Annotated in this window: 11 protein-coding genes and 1 tRNA gene; 9 read left to right on the top strand and 3 right to left on the bottom strand. The window is 58.0% G+C overall.

Features of this window, described 5'->3' with window-relative positions; translation table 11 throughout:
- Window positions 1-12: 12 nt before the first annotated feature.
- The gene (locus BW950_RS03320) at window positions 13-570 is read right to left on the bottom strand and encodes an STAS domain-containing protein (protein ID WP_076487872.1); all 558 of its coding nucleotides are present in this window, start codon (window positions 568-570) and stop codon (window positions 13-15) included.
- 196 nt (window positions 571-766) lie between these two features.
- Between BW950_RS03320 and BW950_RS03315 the strand changes: the two genes are divergently transcribed.
- The 5 genes from BW950_RS03315 (at window position 767) to treY (ending at window position 8,987) form a co-directional block, all read left to right on the top strand.
- A tRNA-Val gene (locus tag BW950_RS03315) sits at window positions 767-838 on the top strand.
- 280 nt (window positions 839-1,118) lie between these two features.
- The gene (locus BW950_RS03310) at window positions 1,119-2,117 is read left to right on the top strand and encodes a helix-turn-helix transcriptional regulator (RefSeq protein WP_076487871.1); all 999 of its coding nucleotides are present in this window, start codon (window positions 1,119-1,121) and stop codon (window positions 2,115-2,117) included.
- A gap of 71 nt (window positions 2,118-2,188) precedes the next feature.
- On the top strand, window positions 2,189-4,315 hold the full coding sequence (gene glgX, locus BW950_RS03305; RefSeq protein ID WP_076487870.1) for a glycogen debranching protein GlgX: 2,127 nt from the start codon (window positions 2,189-2,191) through the stop codon (window positions 4,313-4,315).
- Window positions 4,312-6,063 carry a malto-oligosyltrehalose trehalohydrolase gene (gene treZ / locus BW950_RS03300; protein ID WP_083943680.1) on the top strand — a complete coding sequence of 584 codons (1,752 nt, stop codon included), beginning with the start codon at window positions 4,312-4,314 and terminating at the stop codon, window positions 6,061-6,063. Before glgX ends, treZ begins: the two co-directional genes overlap by 4 nt.
- Window positions 6,060-8,987 (top strand): malto-oligosyltrehalose synthase, encoded by a 2,928-nt coding sequence (treY, locus tag BW950_RS03295; RefSeq protein WP_076487868.1) that lies wholly within the window; start codon window positions 6,060-6,062, stop codon window positions 8,985-8,987. The genes treZ and treY overlap by 4 nt, the downstream gene beginning before the upstream one ends.
- A 37-nt stretch (window positions 8,988-9,024) precedes the next feature.
- On the opposite strand, the gene BW950_RS03290 is transcribed toward treY, so the two are convergent.
- Window positions 9,025-9,363 (bottom strand): hypothetical protein, encoded by a 339-nt coding sequence (locus tag BW950_RS03290; RefSeq protein ID WP_076487867.1) that lies wholly within the window; start codon window positions 9,361-9,363, stop codon window positions 9,025-9,027.
- Window positions 9,364-9,587: 224 nt separating this feature from the next.
- Between BW950_RS03290 and BW950_RS03285 the strand changes: the two genes are divergently transcribed.
- From BW950_RS03285 to BW950_RS03270, 4 genes are all read left to right on the top strand, one after another.
- A complete protein-coding gene (locus tag BW950_RS03285; RefSeq protein ID WP_143559106.1) occupies window positions 9,588-11,174 on the top strand; it encodes a hypothetical protein in 1,587 nt (528 codons plus the stop codon).
- A gap of 84 nt (window positions 11,175-11,258) precedes the next feature.
- On the top strand, window positions 11,259-14,816 hold the full coding sequence (locus BW950_RS03280) for a leucine-rich repeat protein (protein ID WP_076487865.1): 3,558 nt from the start codon (window positions 11,259-11,261) through the stop codon (window positions 14,814-14,816).
- 83 nt (window positions 14,817-14,899) lie between these two features.
- Window positions 14,900-18,319, top strand: coding sequence for a leucine-rich repeat domain-containing protein (locus tag BW950_RS03275; protein ID WP_076487864.1), 3,420 nt, complete (start codon window positions 14,900-14,902; stop codon window positions 18,317-18,319).
- Between the two features lie 74 nt (window positions 18,320-18,393).
- On the top strand, window positions 18,394-19,482 hold the full coding sequence (locus BW950_RS03270; protein WP_076487863.1) for a KamA family radical SAM protein: 1,089 nt from the start codon (window positions 18,394-18,396) through the stop codon (window positions 19,480-19,482).
- Window positions 19,483-19,563: 81 nt separating this feature from the next.
- Here the strand turns inward: BW950_RS03270 and BW950_RS03265 are convergent, their stop codons facing one another.
- Complete coding sequence (locus BW950_RS03265; protein WP_076487862.1) at window positions 19,564-20,982, bottom strand: glycosyltransferase family protein; 1,419 nt, start codon at window positions 20,980-20,982, stop codon at window positions 19,564-19,566.
- Window positions 20,983-21,004: the final 22 nt, after the last annotated feature.

The raw sequence follows: 21,004 nt of genomic DNA, 5'->3' as shown, positions 1-21,004 counted from the left end.
AGCGGAAGGAAGTCAGACTCGAGCAGCTCCCGGGGATTCTCCGCCCGGACAACCTGCTTCGGCCGCCAGAATCGCCATGAGACGCTCGAACCGGGGCAGCAACTCGGGAACCACCTGGCAGAGATCATTGTGCGCCTCCAGCACAAAACAGCTATCCACATCGGTGGCGGAACGACGGGGCATTCGATCAAAAAGCTCGTGCTCCAGGCTACGCAACTCCTCGTCCTGCAGAACCTGAAAATAGTTCAGGAGCTTTGTCTTGCGGATGATCTCCTCCACAGGTGGCGAAAGATTACAAAGACTGAAGGACCCGCCCTCCCGTTTCATCTCTTTATGCAGACGGATCAGGGTTCCGATAGTTGTGCTGTCGATGTAGCTGGTACCGTCCATATCCGCGACAAGCACACTGCCAGGATGCTCGGCAAGCCAGGGCTCGATATGCTGATAGAGCGAGAAAGCCTCGTTGGCCGTAACCCTGCCGGTAAGAAAAAGCACCAGCCGGTTTTCGTCGTGCCAGTAGTACAACCCCGTTTCGTCGTGCATGGTGAAATCCTTCCCTTGTACAAGCATAGCGATTCCAGGACAATCGGGCAACCGCAGGAGCCTTTCCGGCGGAAAATTTTCCGTCCCGGAAAGCTCGGAAGCCGAGCCCGGAAATCGTACTTCACGGCGCCTTCTGAGGGGTTGCCAGAACGGAATAAACCGTATATCTTCAGGAAAAGAACGTTGGTGACTGCCTCACAAGGGCTCAGCATCGTTTCGTCGCGGGCGATTAACTCAGTGGGAGAGTGCTACCTTCACACGGTAGAAGTCACTGGTTCAAATCCAGTATCGCCCAACCATTACGTTTTCCAGCCATTTCTTCGGATCTTCACCGTTTCATCATGAAAGCAGCCAGGCATTTGGCGCATATCTTTCTCACGCACTTCACACAAAGAACCCTGTAGAAAGCTCACCTGTTTCCGGTCATCTTCCGGTCATCCTGGCGCAGGACTTCCGCTCTGCCATAGTGGCAAGGGCAGACCCTTTTCCGGGCTGCCTCAATTGCAGACCCTCTCGGGAAGCAACCAACACCCGATAAATTTGAATAAAAAGACATTTCCGTGGATACTACGACCATGAGCTACCGAGCTATCACCCGACGAACCAGCTATATCGATTCCCGTCTCCGGCACAGACAGGACTATCCCTCTGCCGCCGATATCGCCCGGAGCCTGAAAGAAGAATACGGCGAAGAAGTCACCACGCGGACAATCCAGCGGGACATCGAAAAAATGCGCGACCGCGGAGCCCCCATCGAGTACGACCCCTCCCGTCACGGCTACTGCTATACCAACAAGACCTGGCAACTTCCGGCGATCAGCCTCACCGAGGGAGACCTCCTGGCGCTCATGGTAGGGGATCGCGCCCTGGAAGGATACCGTAACAGCCCCTACTACGACGAACTCCGGTCCGTCTTCGAGCGCCTCACCACCCTCCTGCCGGCGAAGGTCAGCGTCAGTTCCCGTGATCTCATCGCCCACGTTTCTGTCATCTCCGATCCCGTCACCCGGATAGACCCAACCGTATGGGAGCCCGTGCGAGAAGGCCTCCACCAAAACCGCACCATCGCGATCCACTACCAGGCCCCGGGCCGCGACGAGAGCGTGGTTCGTATCGTGGATCCACTGCACCTGGTGGGACACCGGGGCGAATGGTATCTTCTGGGTTGGTCCCACCACCATCAAACCGTGCGGATCTACGCTCTCTTCCGGATCAAGAAAGCGCGATTGCGGAACGATATCTTTACCCGCCCCCAGGGATTTCGCATCGAGGAGTACATCGACCCTTCCTTCGGAGTCTTTATCAACGAGGAGACCGTGGACATCGCCATCCGGTTTGACGGAGAAGTGGCACAAATGATCCCGGAACGCCAGTGGCACTGGGATCAGAAAGTGGAGCATCTTCACGACCACGCCATCATCGTGAGATTCCGCACAAACCAGCAGTCCCAAGTGCTTTTCTGGGTATCCCAGTGGGGACCCGCCGCAGAAATCCTGGAACCACCAGAACTGCGGAAACGCGCCCGACAATGGTTTGCCGGGACGGCAGAACGCTATACCCCTCGTAGTAGCTGACGCCCGGGAACGCCTGATTCGGCATAATATCCCTTTCTTCTGTGCCGATCAGGCCCTATATTAGAAGGATAATGGCAAAAGGCACGAACCAACACAGAGACATCCGGCTGTGGCCCGGCAGACCCTATCCCCTGGGAGCAACCTGGGACGGAAGCGGCACCAACTTTGCCTTATTCTCCGCCCACGCCGAAGGGGTGGAACTATGCCTCTTTGACCCTTCAGGCAACCAGGAAACAGGACGGATCACACTCCCGGAGTTCACCCACGAAATATGGCACGGCTACCTGCCTGATGTCCGACCCGGTCAGCGCTACGGCTACCGGGTATACGGCCCCTACGATCCACCGGCTGGCCACCGCTTTAATCACCACAAGCTCCTCATCGACCCCTATGCCCGCGAACTCTCGGGCTCGCTCATATGGGATGACGCCCTCTTCGGATACGTCGTGGGATCGGAAGAGGAAGATCTCTCCTTCGATGAACGGGATAGCGCACCCTTTGTGCCAAAGAGTGTTGTCGTTGACACGGCCTTCACCTGGGGCCGCAACCCGAAACCGGCAGTCCCCCGGGACCGCTCGGTGATATACGAAATGCATCCCCGTGGCTATACCATGGGCCATCCCGACATTCCCGAAGCGACACGGGGCACCTTCTCAGCCCTGGCTCATCCAACCATTCCCGACTACCTGGAAGACCTGGGCATAAACGCCGTGGAGTTATTGCCAGTGCACGCCTTTCTTCGAGATCGCCACCTGGAAGAACAGGGACTAACCAACTTCTGGGGGTACAACTCCATAGCCTTTTTCGCTCCGGAACCGGCATACCTCCATGACGGCGATATCCGGGATTTCAAAAACTTTGTTCAGGTCATGCACGATCGGGGAATCGAAGTCATTCTGGACGTTGTGTATAACCATACCGCAGAAGGAAACCACCTGGGCCCGACGCTATCGCTTCGCGGAATCGACAATCTCTCCTACTACTATCTCATGAACGACGACCACCGCTATTACAATGACTTCACGGGAACAGGCAACGCCCTGGAGTTGCGACATCCCCAGGTATTGCGGATGGTCACGGACTCCCTGAGATACTGGACAGAGGACATGCATGTCGACGGGTTCCGGTTTGACCTGGCCACAACCCTTGCACGGGTCTCGGGGGAATACCGCGAAAACAGCGCCTTCCTCGACATCGTTGCGCAAGATCCTGCACTGTCCGGGGTAAAACTCATCGCCGAACCCTGGGATACCGGACCGGACGGATACCAGGTCGGCAATTTCCCTCCAGGATGGAGTGAATGGAACGACCGGTATCGCGACACGGTACGGCGCTTCTGGAAGGGCGACCCGGGACTCCTGGGAACACTGGCCTCCTGCATCTCCGGTTCCAGCGACATGTATAACCGCCGGGGACGCCGTCCCTGGGCCAGCATCAATTTTATCACCGCCCACGACGGGTTTACCCTCCGGGATCTTGTGAGCTACAACCACAAGCACAACGAAGCAAACGGGGAAGAGAACCGCGACGGCTCGGATTCCAACAACAGCTGGAACTGCGGCGTTGAGGGCCCCACTGACGACCCGGAGATCCTGGACCTGCGCAATCGCCAGATGCGGAACATGCTGACGACTCTCCTTCTCAGCAGCGGCGTCCCCATGATCACCGCAGGAGACGAACTCGGACGCACCCAGGAAGGGAACAACAACCCCTACTGCCAGGACAATACCCTGAGCTGGATACCCTGGGACGATCAGGACGCAAAAAACACCGATCTTCTGGCCTTCACCCGACAACTCATAGCCCTGCGACGGGACCATATCGTCTTTCGACGGTCGCGATTTTTTCATGGAGGTCTTATTCCCGGGACAGAGGTCAAGGACATCACCTGGCTGAGCCCTTCAGGCCGGGAAATGACAGACCAAGACTGGAAGAACGACAATCTCCATACCCTTATCGCGCTCATCAGCGGCGAAGCGGGCAACCGTTTCCTTACCGAGGAGGGAGAGCCGGAACCGGACGACACCTTCCTGATGGTCTTGCACAGCGGCCATGAACCCATACGGTTCAAAGCTCCCACACTCCCCCCCTCAGGACGCTGGCGTGAGACACTATGCACCGGAACCTGCACCGCACGGAGAGGCACGTATACCCTCTCTGAGCGCTCGGCAGTACTCTTGCAATGGGAGAAACCATGACGTACCACTTCGGTCCTCGATGGACAGATCAGGGTGTGGAGTTCCGCCTCTGGGCACCCGCAGCTTCCCGGGTAGAGCTTATCCTTGAAGACCCTGGCCCGAATCCGGCAGGCAGCGCCCCACGGAGCTGCTACCCCATGAGTTGCCAGGAGAGAGGATGGTGGCGCAGCACGGCCCTGGAACGTCCGGAAGGGACACCCTACCTGTTTCGCATCAACGGCGAGCATCTGGTCCCGGACCCCGCATCCCGCCAGCAGCTTCAGGACGTCCACGGCCCCAGCCTGCTGGTTGCCCCGAACTCCCGGGCTCCATCGTTTTCACGGCGAACCTGGGAAGAGCTGGTCTTCTACGAAGTCCACGTGGGCACCGCAACCCCCGAGGGCACCTTCGCCGCGCTGGAAGAGCGTCTTCCTGAACTGGCGGCTCTTGGTATTACCGCCCTGGAACTAATGCCCCTGGCAGACTTTCCGGGAAAACGGAACTGGGGATACGACGGCGTCCTGCCCTTTGCACCAGACACAACCTACGGCACACCGGCAGAACTGAAACACCTCGCAGAGGCTGCACACCGGGCCGGACTCTCCCTGTGGCTGGATGTTGTCTACAACCACTTCGGTCCGGAGGGGAACTATCTGCACCTCTACGCGCCCCAATTTTTCACAACCGACCAACAGACACCCTGGGGCGCCGCGATTGATTTCACCGTGCCCGAAGTACGCCGGTTCTTCCTGGAGAACGGCATCTACTGGACTCGAGACATGGGGTTTGACGGCCTCCGTCTTGACGCAGTCCACGCTATCCACGATCCATCGGAAGAGCACTTTCTCAGCAGCTTCTCCCGGGACCTCCATGCCTCACAAGAGCAGAAACGAACCATCTTCCTGGTACTCGAAAATGATCAAAATGAAGCGCTATACCTCCAGGAAACAGATTCACCCCCGGGATATGCCCCGGAATATGATGGACAATGGAACGATGACATACACCATGTCTTTCATGTTTTGCTCACCCGGGAGGATCACGGCTACTATAGCGAATACCAGAACGATCCGGAAAAACTGCTTCTCCAAGCCCTGGCAGGCGGATTCATACGACACGGTCCCACGACGTTGCCCCCTGCACGATTCATCGCCTTTCTGCAAAATCATGACCAGATCGGCAATCGAGCCTTTGGAGAACGCCTGGTCACCCTTGCCCCAAAGGAAGCACTTGAGGCAGCAACGGCCGTTCTCCTCCTGGCTCCTCAAATCCCCCTGCTCTTCATGGGCGAACCCTGGGGATGCTCCACACCCTTCCAGTTTTTCTGTGACTTCAGCGCAGACCTGGCAGAAGCGGTAAAAACAGGCCGTCGCAGCGAGTTCGGACTGGAGGACCTGCCCGACCCCGGAGCACCCGGCACCTGGCAGGCAAGCCGTTTGCAACACCCCCCGGGACCAGAAAACGGGCAGTGGCTTCACCTGCACCGGAAGCTCCTGACCCTCCGTCGGGAGCACCTTGTTCCCCTATTGCCTCACCTCAAGGCAGGAAGGGCTACCGGCGGAGGAGAAACCGCTGCAACAGTCCTCTGGGATCCCTCCTGGGGTATGCACCTCAATCTACACAACAGAGCCCGCCCGCTTCCCGAGAATCTCTTTATCGAACAAGACAATCCCCTGCCGGGGGAGATCTTTCGCCTTCCAGATCAGGGCTGGCCCGATAACGGACACATGCCCCCCTGGAGTTGTATTGTCTTCTGGAGGACCCCATGAGCCTGCCCCTCCCCTATCCCCGGGCAACCTATCGATTGCAGCTTTCCCGGGATGTCTCCTTTGCCGTTGCGGCAGAACTTGTCCCGTACCTGGCCCGTTTGGGGATCAGTCATCTTTACACATCCCCCTTTCTAACGGCCCGATCCGGATCAACCCATGGCTACGATATTGTGGATCACAACAGCCTCAACGAAGAGTACGGCGGTGAGGAAGGGTTTGCCCTCCTCACCGAGGCCCTTCATCATCACAACATGGGTCTCATTGTCGATTTTGTCCCCAACCATATGGGAGTGGGCTTTTCTGACAACGCCTGGTGGCTCGACGTTCTTGAATGGGGGGAGAGCTCTCCCTATGCACAATTCTTCGACATTGACTGGAAACCATCGGAACAGTCCCTGCGCGGCAAAGTTCTCATACCCATTCTGGGAGCCCAATACGGCACAGTCCTGGACAAGGGCGAACTTGAACTCTGCCTCGATACCCAGGCGGGGACCTTCAGCGTACACTACTATCAACACCGCTTCCCCTTGTCACCCCGGGATTACAGCATTGTCCTGCAAGCCCTGGCAGACTCCGGGAGGAGGAGCCTGCAAGAACTGGCAAAGGGCTTCGCCAGCCTCGCCGACGGAGGCAAATCTCCCCAGCGCATGGCCCTGAAAATCCGCCGCAGCCGGGAGCTTTCGGCTACTCTGGCGCGCCTTCTCCAGGAGAACAGCGATCTTGCAGCAGAACTCACCGAGATCTGCCGGGACTGGCAAGGCACCCGCCTCCACCGGCTCCTTGAGCGCCAGGCCTACCGCCTGGCCTACTGGCGCATGGCGGCGAATGAAATTAACTACCGCCGGTTTTTTGACATCAACGATCTGGCTGCCATACGCATGGAGCGGCCCGAGGTCTTCGAAATCACCCACCAGCTCATGCTCCGCTTCATCCAGGAGGGTTCCATCCAGGGCCTGCGCCTGGATCATGTCGATGGCCTTCTGGACCCTCGTGAATACCTGAGCCGCCTCCAGAAAGCAGCCGCCTACCGGTTGATGGCCGCCTCATCACGCCAGAGGGAACCAGCAGACCGGGACAGCTCGATCTCTCCTTCCGGCCCTCACCTGGAAGGCGCCTTGCGCCACCCGGTATACGTGGTGGTGGAAAAGATTCTCGCCCACCACGAAAAACTGCGGAAATCCTGGGAAGTCAGTGGCAGCACAGGATACGAACACATGACCGCTGTCGCCGGAGTGCTCACCGATCCTGCCGGGGAAACCCCTCTGACAGAAATATACCAGCACTTCACCGGAGAACCCCGCGATTTCCCCTCTCTCGTACTGCAGGCAAAATACCGGACGATGCAGGAAACCCTGGCAAGCGAACTCAACGTTCTGGCCAACCGGCTCAGCCGGCTGGCAAAGAGCAGTCGTCACACCCGGGATCTGTCCAGACTCGCCTTGCGAACAGCCTTGATGGACATCGTCGCCCGTTTTCCTGTGTACCGGAGCTATGTGGACGCCTCGGGCATCTCGGAACAGGATCGCCGCGATATCGAATGGGCCGTTGCTATCGCGCGAAAAGAGAGCACCCAGGCCGATACCAGCGCATACAGTTTTATCCAGGACGTCCTGACCCTGGACATCCTCAAGACCTACCCGAAATCTTTCCGCCGGCGCGAGATCCTGGAACTGGCCATGAAGGTGCAGCAATTCACCGCTCCCGTGATGGCCAAATCCTTTGAAGACACAGCATTCTACCGGGACAGCCGTTTCGTTGCCCGAAACGAGGTGGGGGCTGAGCCCGACCGGTTCTATCTGTCCGTGCAGGCCTTTCACTATGGAAACACAGACCGCCTTCAGTCCCATCCCTTTGGAATGGTAGCCACAGCGACTCATGACCATAAACGGGGGGAGGATACCCGGGCCCGCCTGAACGTGCTCAGCGAGGTACCCGGAGCCTGGCAATCCTGGGTAACACGGATCACCGAAGCGGCGGGAACCACTCCGGAGAGCTCCCAGGAACAAACCCCTGCACCATCCCGTCACGATCAGTATCTCCTTTTACAAACCCTCGCGGGAACCTGGCCCCTGGATATGACAAGCCCCGATTACCGGGGACACGAGGAATATCGAAACCGGATTACAGCCTACATGCGTAAAGCAGCCCGGGAAGCAAAACTGCATACCAGCTGGACCTCGCCCAATGAAAACTACGAGGAAGCCCTTGATCGGCTCATCGAGAGTCTCATCGCGCCTCACCGCAGCCCGACGATCATGAGATTTCTGGAAGAGTTCATCACCTCGATCATGGTCCCCGGCGCAATCAACAGCCTGACACAGAAAACGCTCACCCTCACCGTTCCCGGTGTGCCCGACATCTACCAGGGAACCACGGGATGGGATTTCTCCCTGGTGGACCCCGACAATCGGCGCCCCGTGGATTTTTCGTCCCACCAGCAGATACTCGACGATCTGTCCTTCACGCCCCGGGGATGTGCTGCAGCACTTCATCAATGGCGTTCCGGCGCACCCAAGCAGCTGGTCGTGGCGGCATTGCTCAACTTGCGGCGTCAGAACCCGGACCTCTTTGCCTTGGGGGAATATCTGCCCCTGGAAACCTCCGGCACCTGGGCAGAACACATCCTGGCTTTTGCCCGACGATGGCGCGACAGCGCTCTCCTTGTGGTATGTCCCCGCCTCACGGTGCCCCTGACGGAAGGAGCGGAACTGCCACTCGTTCCTCCAGAGCGGTGGCACGACACCGCTGTGGACTGCGCTCCCCTTCTTCAGGAGAAACGCTGGATCACACAAGACCTCTGCACATCCCGGGAACGTTCTCTGGACAAGCAATCGGCCCTATGCTCTGTTGCTGCCCTGCTGGAAAACTTCCCCGTTGCAGCGATCTCCCTTCGGGAGGACCTCTCAGACGTCACAACGCGATAGCCCCTCCCGGACGGGATTTCTCTCACTGGACCGGCCTCTACTGCTTGGTGTAAACCACATCTCCCAGGGGATTCTCGATCCTCAGGGTATTGTCCTGGATTTGCAGTGTCACACCGTCTTCCATGAGATCATTCACCACTGTCACGGTTCCGTTCGTAATCTCGTAGGTGCCCTCTCCTCCCAGGGGGGCCATCTTCACGGTACCGTCCGAGCGGAACTCAAAGGTGATTCTCCCCACCATGCCTTCGTTCCAGTGCTCGGTGCAGACGTAGGTCCCGGCCAGGGAGTCACCACCGCCACCGCACCCGGCGAAGGCCCCCAGAGCAAGAGGAAGGACCAGCAGGGCCAGACAGATACTCAGCATTTTTCTCATCATTCGTTTTTCTCCTTTTTGAATAACCTTTCGTACACAATGGAAATTATACCCCGCTCCGAGCATTTTTCCCAACGCGCCTGATAGCCCGGATCATCGTCCTGACGCCCTCACCCGCTCCGAGCAGGGGAATCCGAGCAGGGGAAACTAACAGAAAACGAAAAGAAACTTTGACAAAAATGCCGCCACGCTGGATATACTGGCCTCGGGGGGGTATGATTATATTTATGAAGACAAAAAATGCCCTTTTTTCGGCGTGCCCTTCTCTGCATTCGTCGTTCTTCCTGGGCGTGGCCTGGTTTTTTCTGATTTTCCTGGCTCTCGGAGGGTGCTACTGGACCCCCGATGAATCCCGTGGCTCGATCTCCCTGCGTATTCAGGCCCCCTCATCGGGGGAACAGGTGACGGCCAGCGATACCGTGGGTGAACCGGCGTACCTGCTCCTGGTCTACGTGATCGAGGAGGCCTTTATTCGCCAGGATCCCGAAGGGAACATGGAGCATATCTTTGGGCTCTGGGAAGCTTCCTTTGACGAGGAAGATTTCGAGGGAGCCGATTCATCTCCGGGTTCTCTGGGATCCATCTCGCTGGGCACCTCGGCCCTGGCCTCGCAGTTTCAGGGATTTGCCGAGCTTCTGGGTTACGAGTCATCAGCAGGCGGAACCATCCTCTTCAGCAACCTGAATCCCGATAGTTCCTATCTGGTGGTAGCCGAAGTTCACAGCCTTGAAGAGTTGGTTGGAGAGGGACAAGAAGACTCCCGCTATAGCTTCCGCACCACCACGGTGCGGTCGGGGGAGAACCGCACGGTAAATCTGGACCTGGACAAAACTCTCAATCAGTACCTGGAATTTCTTAACGCCCGATACGGCCTGAGCGAACCCGACGATCCTTCAGATGGAAGTATCGAGATTACGGCCAACCTGGTGAACCCCGAAGACGAGGAAATTGAACTCACCGCCGATGCCGAGGTGAACCTCGACGAGATCTCCGAACTCACCTTCACCGCTCCCGAGGGCTACGACTCCTACGAATGGACGGTGAACAACATGGAGGGCTGGGATAATTCAAACACCATCACCATCTCCGAAAGTGAGATTAGCGACGTTATCTTCCCGGGCCTGAACACCGTGGACCTGGAGGTGGAACTCGGCGGCGAAGTCTACCACGGAACGTTCACCTTCACCGCAATCGAGACGATCCTGGGTGAGCTGGTTATAGAGGCCATCCTGGTGAACCCCGAAGACGAGCAGATCACGCTTGATGCCGATGCCGAGGTGAACCTCGACGAGATCTCCGAACTCACCTTCACCGCTCCCGAGGGCTACGACTCCTATAACTGGACGGTGAACAACATGGAGGACTGGGGTAATTCAAACACCATCACCATCTCCGAAAGTGATATTAGCGACGTTATCTTCCCGGGCCTGAACACCGTGGACCTGGAGGTGGAACTCGGCGGCGAGGTCTACCACGGAACCTTCACCTTCACCGCAATCGAGACGATCCTGGGTGAGCTGGTTATAGAGGCCATCCTGGTGAACCCCGAAGACGAGGAAATTGAACTCACCGCCGATACCGAGGTGAACATCGACGAGATCACCGAGCTCACCTTCACCGCTCCCACCGGCTACGACTCCTACGAATGGACGGTGAACGACATGGAGGGCTGGGATAATTCAAACACCATCACTATCCCCGAAAGTGATATTAGCGACGTTATCAAGCTGGGCCAGAACACCGTGGATCTGGTGGTAGAGAAAGCGGGAGCACTCTACAGCCACCGCTTCACCTTCACCGCTATATCCGACTAACCCTCTGTCCCGCAGGCCCGCCGGGCCTGCGGGGTTCCCCCTCCGGCGGAGCAGACCTCACCGGGGGAAAAAAGGAGTCCCCCCATGGCGAACCGTTTAAAAAGAGCCAGCCTCGGCCTGATCGTTCCCCTGATATGCCTCGCGGCCTGCAGCGCCCTTCTCTCACCCTTCGAGAAATCAGACCAGGACCGCGCCACGGCGTCCCACCCCGGTGCCGACCACACGGGCACCCTGGAGATCATCTTTAATCAGACCGGAATTTCCACGGTCCTCCCCCCCGAGGTGTTCCCGGCGGATCTTAAATTCGACCTTACCCTGAACCCCATAGATATTCCTGGTCAGGAGGAAATCGACCTGGAGGGACTCTCCGAGTCGGAACTCTTTGTACCGGGGATCTTCCCCGGAACCTGGAGCGTATCGCTTCGGGGCTATTTTCCCGAGGGAACACCCCCGGAAGGAGTTACCCCCGAGGTCCACGCCTTCAGCGCCACCGAGGATGTGACAATCCTCCAGGGCGTTCCCACCCAGTGGTCAGCCCAACTTCTGGCTCTCCAGACAGACGAGGGTGAGGGATCGGTAAAAATCGAGCTCTTCTGGAACGATTCCGAACTCGTCACAGAGTGGATGGATGACTCTGCCGAGCCCTCGCCCTCGCTACAGCGACTCATACCAGGCGGGACCCACCAGGAACCAGTTCATATTGATCCCCAAACCATCACCTTCAACGGGGACGCAGGAACCCTCATCTATGAGGAGAGTGGCCTGGAAAGCGGCTTCCACCGCATCGTGATCACCCTGGAACGGCACGATGCCGACACCAATGAGACCTTCTCCGTGGGAACCTACCGCGACGTGATCCACATCTACGACAGTCTGCGCTCGGAGAAGACCCTGGATATCACCCCGCTGATCGGGATCCCGCCCTCGGCCCCGGAGAACCTTCAGGTCTCGCCGGTGAGTTTTGACGAGACCGAAGAAGAATGGACGGTGGGGCTCTCCTGGACCAGATCCGTCACCGCCGAAAGCTACCGGATATACCGGAGCGAAGACGGGGGTGCTTTTGAGCTCCTGGCAGACAACCTCCCGCGGACCACCAGCTCCTTCGAAACCACCCAAAGCACGAGTATCGACTCCTATCAGTACCGGCTGGTCGCCCGGAATACCTACGGCAACGCCCAACCTCTGGACTCACCAACCGTACCGGGTGACTTGCAGGCAATAGAAGGGGATTTTACCTTTCACATTCATTCGGACTACCTGATCCTGTCGGAATACATAGGCAGCGACCCCGAAGCGGACGTGGAGATTCCCGCGACTGCAACGATAGGAGGAGTAGAAAGGACAGTCAAAAAAATAGCTGCCCAGGCATTTTTGAATAAGGAGATCGGGGGAACCCTCACAATCCCCGATTCGATCACGGAGATCGGTGCGGCAGCTTTCCGTGACAACAACTTCACAGGCGACCTGATAATCCCCGATTCGGTCACCTCCATCGGCATCAACGCCTTCCGTTCTGCAGGTTTTGATGAAGGCAACCTCACCCTGGGAACCACCGGAAGCAACCTCGGAACCATCGGAGCTGGGGCATTCATAGAAAACAACTTCGCGGGCGGCCTGATAATCCCTGACTCGGTCACCTCCATCGGCGGCAGCGCTTTCAGTTCTGCAGGTTTTGATGGCCCCCTCACCCTGGAAACCACCGAAAGCAACCTCGACACCATCGGGGCTTCGGCATTCAGGGACAGCAACTTCACAGGCAACCTGACCATCCCCGATTCGGTTACCACGATCGGGCTAGATGCCTTCCGTTCTGCTGGTTTTGATGGAACCCTCACCCTGGGAACCACCGGAAGCAACCTCGGAACCATCGGGGCTACGGCATTCCAGGGCACCGGGTTCACGGGCAATCTGACAATCCCCGATTCGGTTACCACGATCGGGCACGATGCCTTCCGGAGTATTGAATTCGGAGGAAATCTCACCCTGGGCACAGGGATGGAAACAATTGGAACAAGATCCTTCCAGTTCGTCATCTTCACGGGCGATCTGACAATCCCCGATTCGGTTATTACTATCGAACAAGAGGCATTCCGGTGGGCGACTTTCACAGGGGGAAGTCTCTCTCTGGGAACAGGGCTGAAAACCATCGGGAACAGCGCCTTCTTAGATAACGCAACCAGACCCTTCGCAGGCAATCTGACAATCCCCGATTCGGTTATCACGATCGGGGACAGCGCCTTCCTGAATAGAGAGTTCACAGGACACTCCCACCGGTACATCTCTCTGGGAACCACCGAAAGCGCCCTCGAAACCATCGGGAACAGGGCTTTCGAGGGCACCAACTTGCGGGGCCCTCTGGAAATCCCCGGTACAGTCACCTCCATCGGAGAGAAGGCTTTCTTTGAGCTCGGCATCTCGGGCGATCTGGTGATCCCCGATTCGGTTATCACGATCGGGGCAGAAGCCTTCCGTGACAACAGCTTCAGAAATGATGATCCGGATTTTAGGCACACCCTCACCCTGGGTACTGAACACAGCAAACTGGAAACGATCGGGGCCAGCGCCTTCCGGGACAACAGATTCTACGGCAACCTGGTGATCCCCGACTCGGTTATCACTATCGGGGAGGGAGCCTTTCAACCAGATAATGTTAACGACATGGCCTTTATGCATGGCAATCTCACCCTGGGCACGAGCCTTCAAACGATTGGAGCCAGCGCCTTCGAGTCAACCAGGTTGAGAGGCAATTTGACGATCCCCGATTCGGTTACAACAATCGGAGACAGGGCCTTTTTTAACACCCCGCAATTTGGCCCCAGCGAAGCGATCCTCACCCTGGGTACTGAAAACAGCAAACTGGAAACGATTGGAAGCGAGGCCTTCCGGGTCAGCAACTTCACCGGCGAGCTGACGATCCCCAACTCGGTCAAGATCATCGGAGAGAACGCCTTCAACGGATCCTTCGATGGAGCAACCCTGACCCTGGGAACGAGCCTTGAAACGGTTGGAAACGGTGCCTTCCAGGGTAACAACTTCACAGGCGGCCTGACGATCCCCGATTCGGTCACCTCCATCGGACAACAAGCCTTCGGGAACAACAGCTTCACCGGCGACCTGACGATCCCCGTAACGACCCCCGATCCGGTGACAATTGGAATCGCCGCCTTTCAAGAGTCCGGCTTCGACGGAACGCTCACTCTGGGAAACCTTACGGATATTTCTACCAGCGCTTTCCGAGGCACCGGTTTCACAAGCGTGACGATCCCCGGTTCGGTTACTCGTATCTGGAGCGACGCTTTCCGAGATATCGTAAGCCCAGGGTTCCAAAGTCTGACATTTGAAGGCGGTTCTGATCTGGAGATTAACGTGAGAGCCTTCCAGAACGCCAGCACCCAGATCACTGAGATAACCATCCCTGCGCGGGTTACCAACATCGGAGGTAGCACGTTCCGGAGCTGGTCGGCGCTCGCAACTGTCACGGTGATGCGGGAAGATCCGCCAGACGCCGGAACCGGTATTTTTGCGGAAACTCCAATTGCGGATACAGAAAGCAGTAACATTTTTGTTCCGGAGGCTTCGGTAGCGACCTACCAAACTGCCGACGGGTGGGCTGAATATGCAGCTAGAATAGAGTCGCAATAATCCGCACCCCGCAGCCCCCCGGCTACAGGGTTGCCCCTCCCCGGCGAAGCATGACCTTCGCCGGGGTCCAAAGGAGTTATCTCATGCTGACCCTGATAAGATGCCTGAAAGGCTGTCTGGTGGCGTCCCTGATATGCCTTGCTGCCTGTAGCGCCCTTCTCTCACCCTTCGAGAAATCTGAAGGTGATCGCCCTCCGGCAACGCGAGGCGGAACCGGTGCCACAGGCACCCTGATTATCACCTTCCCCGTGGGCGCTGCCACGGTGCTTCCCCCGGGCGTATCTCCAGAAGATCTGCTCTTTAATCTTACCCTTACCCCTGTTGAGACAGATGACCCCGCTCAGGAATCTATTGAGGGAGTGGGCTTCTCCGCCTCGGGGATCTCCCTGCCGGGCATCCCCGAGGGGACCTGGAACATCTCGCTCCGGGGCTACTTCCCTGAGGACACTCCCCTGGAGGGGGTCACCCCCCAGGTCTACGCCTTCGGTGCATCTTCTGCGGATCCTGTGGCTATCTATGCAGGCGAACCAACCTACTGGCAGGCCCAGCTCCGGGCACTCCAGGAGGCAACGGGCTCCGTGCTGATCAAACTCACCTGGAACCCTGAATTATTTCCCGAGGTCCTGCGTGTCACAAACTACCTGGACGACGACAGCAATCCCTCACCCTCGTTGCAGAGGCTCATACCGGGCGGGACCCCTGAGGACCCAGTGTACATCGACGATGCCGATGCGAATATCGATATCGCCTTTCATGCGGAAAACGGAACCCTCACCTATCACCAGGAAGACCTCCAGAGCGGCTTCTACCGCATCGTGATCACCCTGGAACGGCACGATGCCGACACCAATGAGACCTTCTCCGTGGGAACCTACCGCGACGTGATCCACATCTACGACAGCCTGCGCTCGGAGAAGAAGGACCTGGATATCACCGACCGGATCGGAACCCCGCCCTCAAAACCGGAGGACCTTCAGGTCTCGCCGGTGAGTTTTAACGAGACCGAAGGAGAATGGACGGTGGGGCTCTCCTGGGCCAGATCCGTCACCGCCGAAGGCTACCGGGTATACCGGAGCGAAAACGAGGGTGATTTTGAGCTCCTGGCCGGCGCAGAAGAGCTCCCGCGGACCACCAGCTCCTTCAATACCACCCAAAGCACGAGTATCAATTCCTATCAGTACCGGCTGGTCGCCCGGAATACCTACGGCAACGCCCAACCTCTGGACTCACCAGCCGTGCCGGGTGACTTGCAGGCAACAGACGGAGATTTTACCTTCCTGGTCTACCCGGACCGCCTGGTCCTCCTGGCCTACACCGGCGCCCCCTCGGTTGATGTTGTGATACCCGGCGCACTGGAGGTGAACGGTGAGAACAGACCGGTCACAAAGATTGGTCCCGGTGCGTTTAAGAACAAGGAAATCACGGAAAGGCTCACGATCCCCGATTCGATCACGGAGATTGGAGCCGAGGCATTCGAGAATAACACCTTCACAGGCGACTTGGAAATCCCCGACTCAGTGGTGACCATTGGAGACAACGCCTTCAAAAACGCAGGATTTGACGGGAGCTACCTCATCCTGGGAACCACCGAAAGCAACCTCGAAACCATCGGATCTTCGGCATTCAGTAACAACGCCTTCGCGGGCAACCTGACAATCCCCGATTCGGTCACCTCCATCGGCAACCTAGCCTTCGGGTCTGCAGGTTTTGACGGCACCCTCACCCTGGAAACCACCAAAAGCAACCTCGAAACCATCGGATCTTCGGCATTCAGTAACAACGCCTTCGCGGGCAACCTGATAATCCCCGATTCGGTCACCTCCATCGGCAACCTAGCCTTCGGGTCTGCAGGTTTTAACGGCGGCACCCTCACCCTGGGGACGGTAGACAGCAACCTCGAAACCATCGGATCTTGGGCATTCGAAGTGAACGCGTTCACAGGCGACCTGACAATCCCCGACTCGGTGGTGACCATTGGAAGCAGGGCCTTCACAGACGCCGGATTTGGGGGCACACTCATCCTGGGATCCACCGAAAGCAACCTCGAAACTATTGGATTAAGGGCCTTCCAGGGCACGGGCTTCACAGGCGACCTTACAATCCCGACTTCGGTTACAGATATCGGGGTTAGCGCCTTCTTGGGTATCAATTTCGAAGGAGACCTTACCCTGAATGAAGGCCTTCTCACGATACAAAGCTCCGCCTTCGAGAGTTCCAGCTTTACAAATGGCCTCACGATCCCCAACTCGGTCACACACATCGGTAGCAATGCCTTCAAAGAGGCCACCTTCGCCGGACCCCTCGAACTGGGAACAGGCCTTGTCACCATCGAGGCAAGCATCTTTTATCACGCTACAGGCTTCACAGGTGATCTAACGATTCCCGGGAACATCACAGCGATCCCCAACAGCATGTTCGAGTCTAAATCCGGGAGCAACAATTTCAACGAAGGCACGCTCACCCTGCACGACAACCTCGAGACTATTGGATTAAGGGCCTTCAGATACACCAACTTCAGGGGCAATCTAACCATCCCCGATTCGGTTACGGAGATAGGAATTGGCGCCTTCCAGGGCGTCGGCTTTGATGGAAACCTTACCCTGGAAACCACCGAAAGCAACCTGGCGACCATCGCGAGTTGGGCATTCGAGAGCAACAACTTCACAGGCGATCTGACCATCCCGGCTTCGGTTACAGCTATCGGGGGTAGCGCCTTCCTGGGTATCGAATTCGAAGGAGACCTTACCCTGAATGAAGGCCTTCTCACGATACAAAGCTCCGCCTTCGAGAGTTCCCGCTTTACAAATGGCCTCACGATCCCCAACTCGGTCACACACATCGGTAACAGTGCCTTCAGATATGCCACCTTCGACGGACCCCTCGAACTGGGAACAGGCCTTGTCACCATCGAGACAAGCATCTTTTCTTGGGCGACAGGCTTCACAGGTGATCTAACGATTCCCGGGAACATCACAGCGATCCCCGACAACATGTTCGAGTCTAACTCCGGGAGCAACAATTTCAACGAAGGCACGCTCACCCTGCACGACAGCCTCGAGACTATTGGATCAAGTGCCTTCAGATCCACCAACTTCAGGGGCGATCTAACCATCCCCGATTCGGTTACGACGATAGGAATTCGCGCCTTCCAGGACGTCGGCTTTGATGGAAACCTTACCCTGGAAACCACCGAAAGCAACCTGGCAACCATCGCGAGTTGGGCATTCAAGAACAACAGTTTCACAGGCAATCTGACCATCCCTGAAACGGTTATCTCTATTGGCTTAAGAGCCTTTGCCGGCATGGAAGACCTCGGATCCGTCACGGTGAACGCACCAGCGCCTCCGGAGGCTACGGGAACCCCCGTTGAAGGAAAGTATGATTTCTTCATGGGCAGCCTGCTTGATCTTGGTTCCGGAACCATCAAGGTTCCTGAGGGAAGGGGGCCGGACTATACCGATGCCGACGGGTGGAATGAATACACTATAGAGGAACAGGAGTAACGTTCTTCACGGAAAAAACCGCAGGAGGTGCACCACGGTTGCCCGCCTCCTGCGGGACATGGTACACAAAGACCATGTCCTCCCCCCCCTGGATTCAAGACCTTGCCCGGGCGCTCACATCGCCCGGGGAACTCCGTCGGTTCTTTTCCCTCACCGGGGAAGAGGAAGGCTACTTCGCATCCTCTCCTGAACCCGATGCAGACGGCGCCGGCCTCTCCCTGCGCATCCCCTCGTATTACCTGAATCTCTGCACGGACAGCCCCGATGACCCCCTCCGCAGGCAGTGCGTTCCCCGACGACAAGAGTTCGAGCAGCGCCCCTGGGAACAGGACGATCCCCTTCACGAGGAAAGCCACACCCCCCGGCCCCGCCTGATTCACCGCTACCGCGATCGGGCTCTCTTTCTTGCCACCGATACCTGCGCCATGTACTGCCGACACTGCTTCCGCCGGCATTTCACAGGAAAACGTCAGGGTGGTGCCACCAGGGAAGAGATCATCCTGGCCGCCGCCTACGCAGGAGCGACCCCCTCACTACGGGAAATAATCCTCTCGGGCGGAGATCCCCTGACCCTGCACAACGAAGACCTGGAGACACTTCTCTCGACGTTCCGTGAAGCCCGGCCCGATCTGGTCTTCCGGGTTGCCTCGCGCGTTCCCGTGGTGCTTCCCGGGAGAATCACACCGGAACTTTCGCGGCTCCTGCGGCGGTGGGCACCACTGGTGGTGGTTACCCAGTTCAACCACCCCCGGGAAATAACACCCCAGAGCACACAGGCTGTGGAATCTCTGGTTGATTCGGGAATCCCCCTCTTTAACCAGACGGTGCTTCTCCGGGGGGTGAACGATCACCCTGACACCCTGGAAGAGCTCTTCCAGGGGCTGGTGGCACGACGGGTTACCCCCTACTATCTCTTTCAGGGAGATCTGGCCCCGGGAACGGCTCACTTCCGGGTTCCCCTGGGAGAAGCCATGGAGATCTTCCGGTGCCTGCGCATGCGCCTCTCGGGGATCGCCCTCCCCGTTTTCGCCGTGGATCTGCCCCAGGGGGGAGGGAAAATCCCCCTCTACCCCGAAAGCCTGAGCAGGAAAGAACCCGGCTGGTATCACCTGCAAAGTCTGGACGGCAGATGGTTTCGCTACCCCGATGAGGCTCCTTCCTGAGGTTTAGTTCATCCCCTGCAAATTCGGAACCAGTACCCGCCTCCTGCGGGAGACCAGGAGTGCGGAGCCTTCCCCGGGGGCTTACCTCGCCCCGGAGGCCCCCGGAAGCTCAAGCCCGGGCTCTGCCACCCTGGAGCAGGCATCCTCCCAAACCCGGGGCCAAATCATCATAAGCTGCCCGTAGGAGCGACAAAAGGCCCGGTACTGCTCCAGACCCTGCCCCAGAGATAGCCCGGCATCGCGATACTCCCGGGGCAAGGCGCCTTCGGGAGCAGCCCCCTGCTGGATCAACCGCTCCGTGTAGTCCTCCACATCCCGGGCCCACCACGAGGGTTCTCCCCGGTACCGATCAAGAAGTTCGCCAAATTTTTCCCGCTCTGCCATTGCAAAAAGCAGAAAGAGTTCGTGCACCAGGTCCTGCCAATCCTCAAGCGGCATCTCTGCCAGCGCACACATCAGCTCCCCCAACCAGACAATCCGCTGTGGAGCCCCGATCAGATCTGGTGGGACACGTTTTATCAGGTACTGCAAAACCAGGCGAGTGAGAAGCGCTGTTGTCAGGCCCGTCTCGTACCAGGCCCGGTCAGCGAAGGGCTGAGGATCGCCAAGATCGTGGTGCACGCAGAAGGGCATGTGCCGGGTAACACTCCCGGGATAACAAAACCGCACCAGCACACCAAAGACCGAGTCATCGGCGTGCCCCTGAGGGGGAAAGGGAGGGAGCAGAATCCCGGCGTCCGCCCCGTGGCAACAGGTTACCAGAAAAGAATTCTCGCTGGCTTTTCCCCGGGGATACTGGAAGAATGCGAAGGGAGCGGGCCGCGAACGGGTGTAACTCTTTTTTGGCAGGTATACCCGGTCCCGCAGGGGTTCGTGGAGGGTCAGAAAATGCTGAGGCCTGCTGAACCAGCGGTTCCCCGCCATACCGGTCATCACCAGAGGAACCTGTCTGCCCTGGAGCGATTCCACCATTTCCCTCAGGGGATCTCCGGGAAAGGGTTCCAGATACCCCGCCAGATCATCCATGGCAGGTACTACACAGGCGCTATACTCGGCAGGAGACTCAAGGTCTCTCACCGACAGGCGGGAGAAGCAGAACCGTGCGTCATCATCCAAAGAGAGGATCTTTCTGCCCGCCCAAGCCAGCACGGCACAGTTGCGGTTTCGGCCGGGGCTCGAGATGGCGAGTTCTCCGTCCCTCCTGAGGCAGGCAAAGCCGAGAAGCGCTTCCCGCTCCGGGTCGCCCTGAGCCAGTGCCGAGACCAGGCGACGGCGTTCCTTTGGGCCGAGATAGAACACCCCCTGCCCCGACGGAGACGAGTCGGCCAGAGTCTGTGCCAGGGCCCGGTTCTCTTCCAGGCTCCGGGCCTGATCACTGTCGTCCAGGATGAGCAGGGGGAGAGGCTCATCAGGGCATGTGGCAAGCCACGACAGGAGGCTTGCGGTGCTTCCGGCAAGCGTCGCAGGACGATTACGCGTGGGAATAACAAAGGAAACCATGAGCCCTCCATGATCAGATTAT

The organism is Alkalispirochaeta americana (genome assembly GCF_900156105.1).
GTDB classification, from domain to species: domain Bacteria; phylum Spirochaetota; class Spirochaetia; order DSM-27196; family Alkalispirochaetaceae; genus Alkalispirochaeta; species Alkalispirochaeta americana.
This window is presented reverse-complemented; position numbering and strand designations above follow the sequence as displayed.

What these genes read in the sequence shown, in the direction of transcription:
- BW950_RS03320 (WP_076487872.1), bottom strand. Translation starts at nt 570, where the DNA reads ATGCTTGTACAAGGGAAGGATTTCACCATGCACGACGAAACGGGGTTG.
- BW950_RS03310 (WP_076487871.1), top strand. Translation starts at nt 1,119, where the DNA reads ATGAGCTACCGAGCTATCACCCGACGAACCAGCTATATCGATTCCCGT.
- glgX (WP_076487870.1), top strand. Translation starts at nt 2,189, where the DNA reads ATGGCAAAAGGCACGAACCAACACAGAGACATCCGGCTGTGGCCCGGC.
- treZ (WP_083943680.1), top strand. Translation starts at nt 4,312, where the DNA reads ATGACGTACCACTTCGGTCCTCGATGGACAGATCAGGGTGTGGAGTTC.
- treY (WP_076487868.1), top strand. Translation starts at nt 6,060, where the DNA reads ATGAGCCTGCCCCTCCCCTATCCCCGGGCAACCTATCGATTGCAGCTT.
- BW950_RS03290 (WP_076487867.1), bottom strand. Translation starts at nt 9,363, where the DNA reads ATGATGAGAAAAATGCTGAGTATCTGTCTGGCCCTGCTGGTCCTTCCT.
- BW950_RS03285 (WP_143559106.1), top strand. Translation starts at nt 9,588, where the DNA reads ATGAAGACAAAAAATGCCCTTTTTTCGGCGTGCCCTTCTCTGCATTCG.
- BW950_RS03280 (WP_076487865.1), top strand. Translation starts at nt 11,259, where the DNA reads ATGGCGAACCGTTTAAAAAGAGCCAGCCTCGGCCTGATCGTTCCCCTG.
- BW950_RS03275 (WP_076487864.1), top strand. Translation starts at nt 14,900, where the DNA reads ATGCTGACCCTGATAAGATGCCTGAAAGGCTGTCTGGTGGCGTCCCTG.
- BW950_RS03270 (WP_076487863.1), top strand. Translation starts at nt 18,394, where the DNA reads ATGTCCTCCCCCCCCTGGATTCAAGACCTTGCCCGGGCGCTCACATCG.
- BW950_RS03265 (WP_076487862.1), bottom strand. Translation starts at nt 20,982, where the DNA reads ATGGTTTCCTTTGTTATTCCCACGCGTAATCGTCCTGCGACGCTTGCC.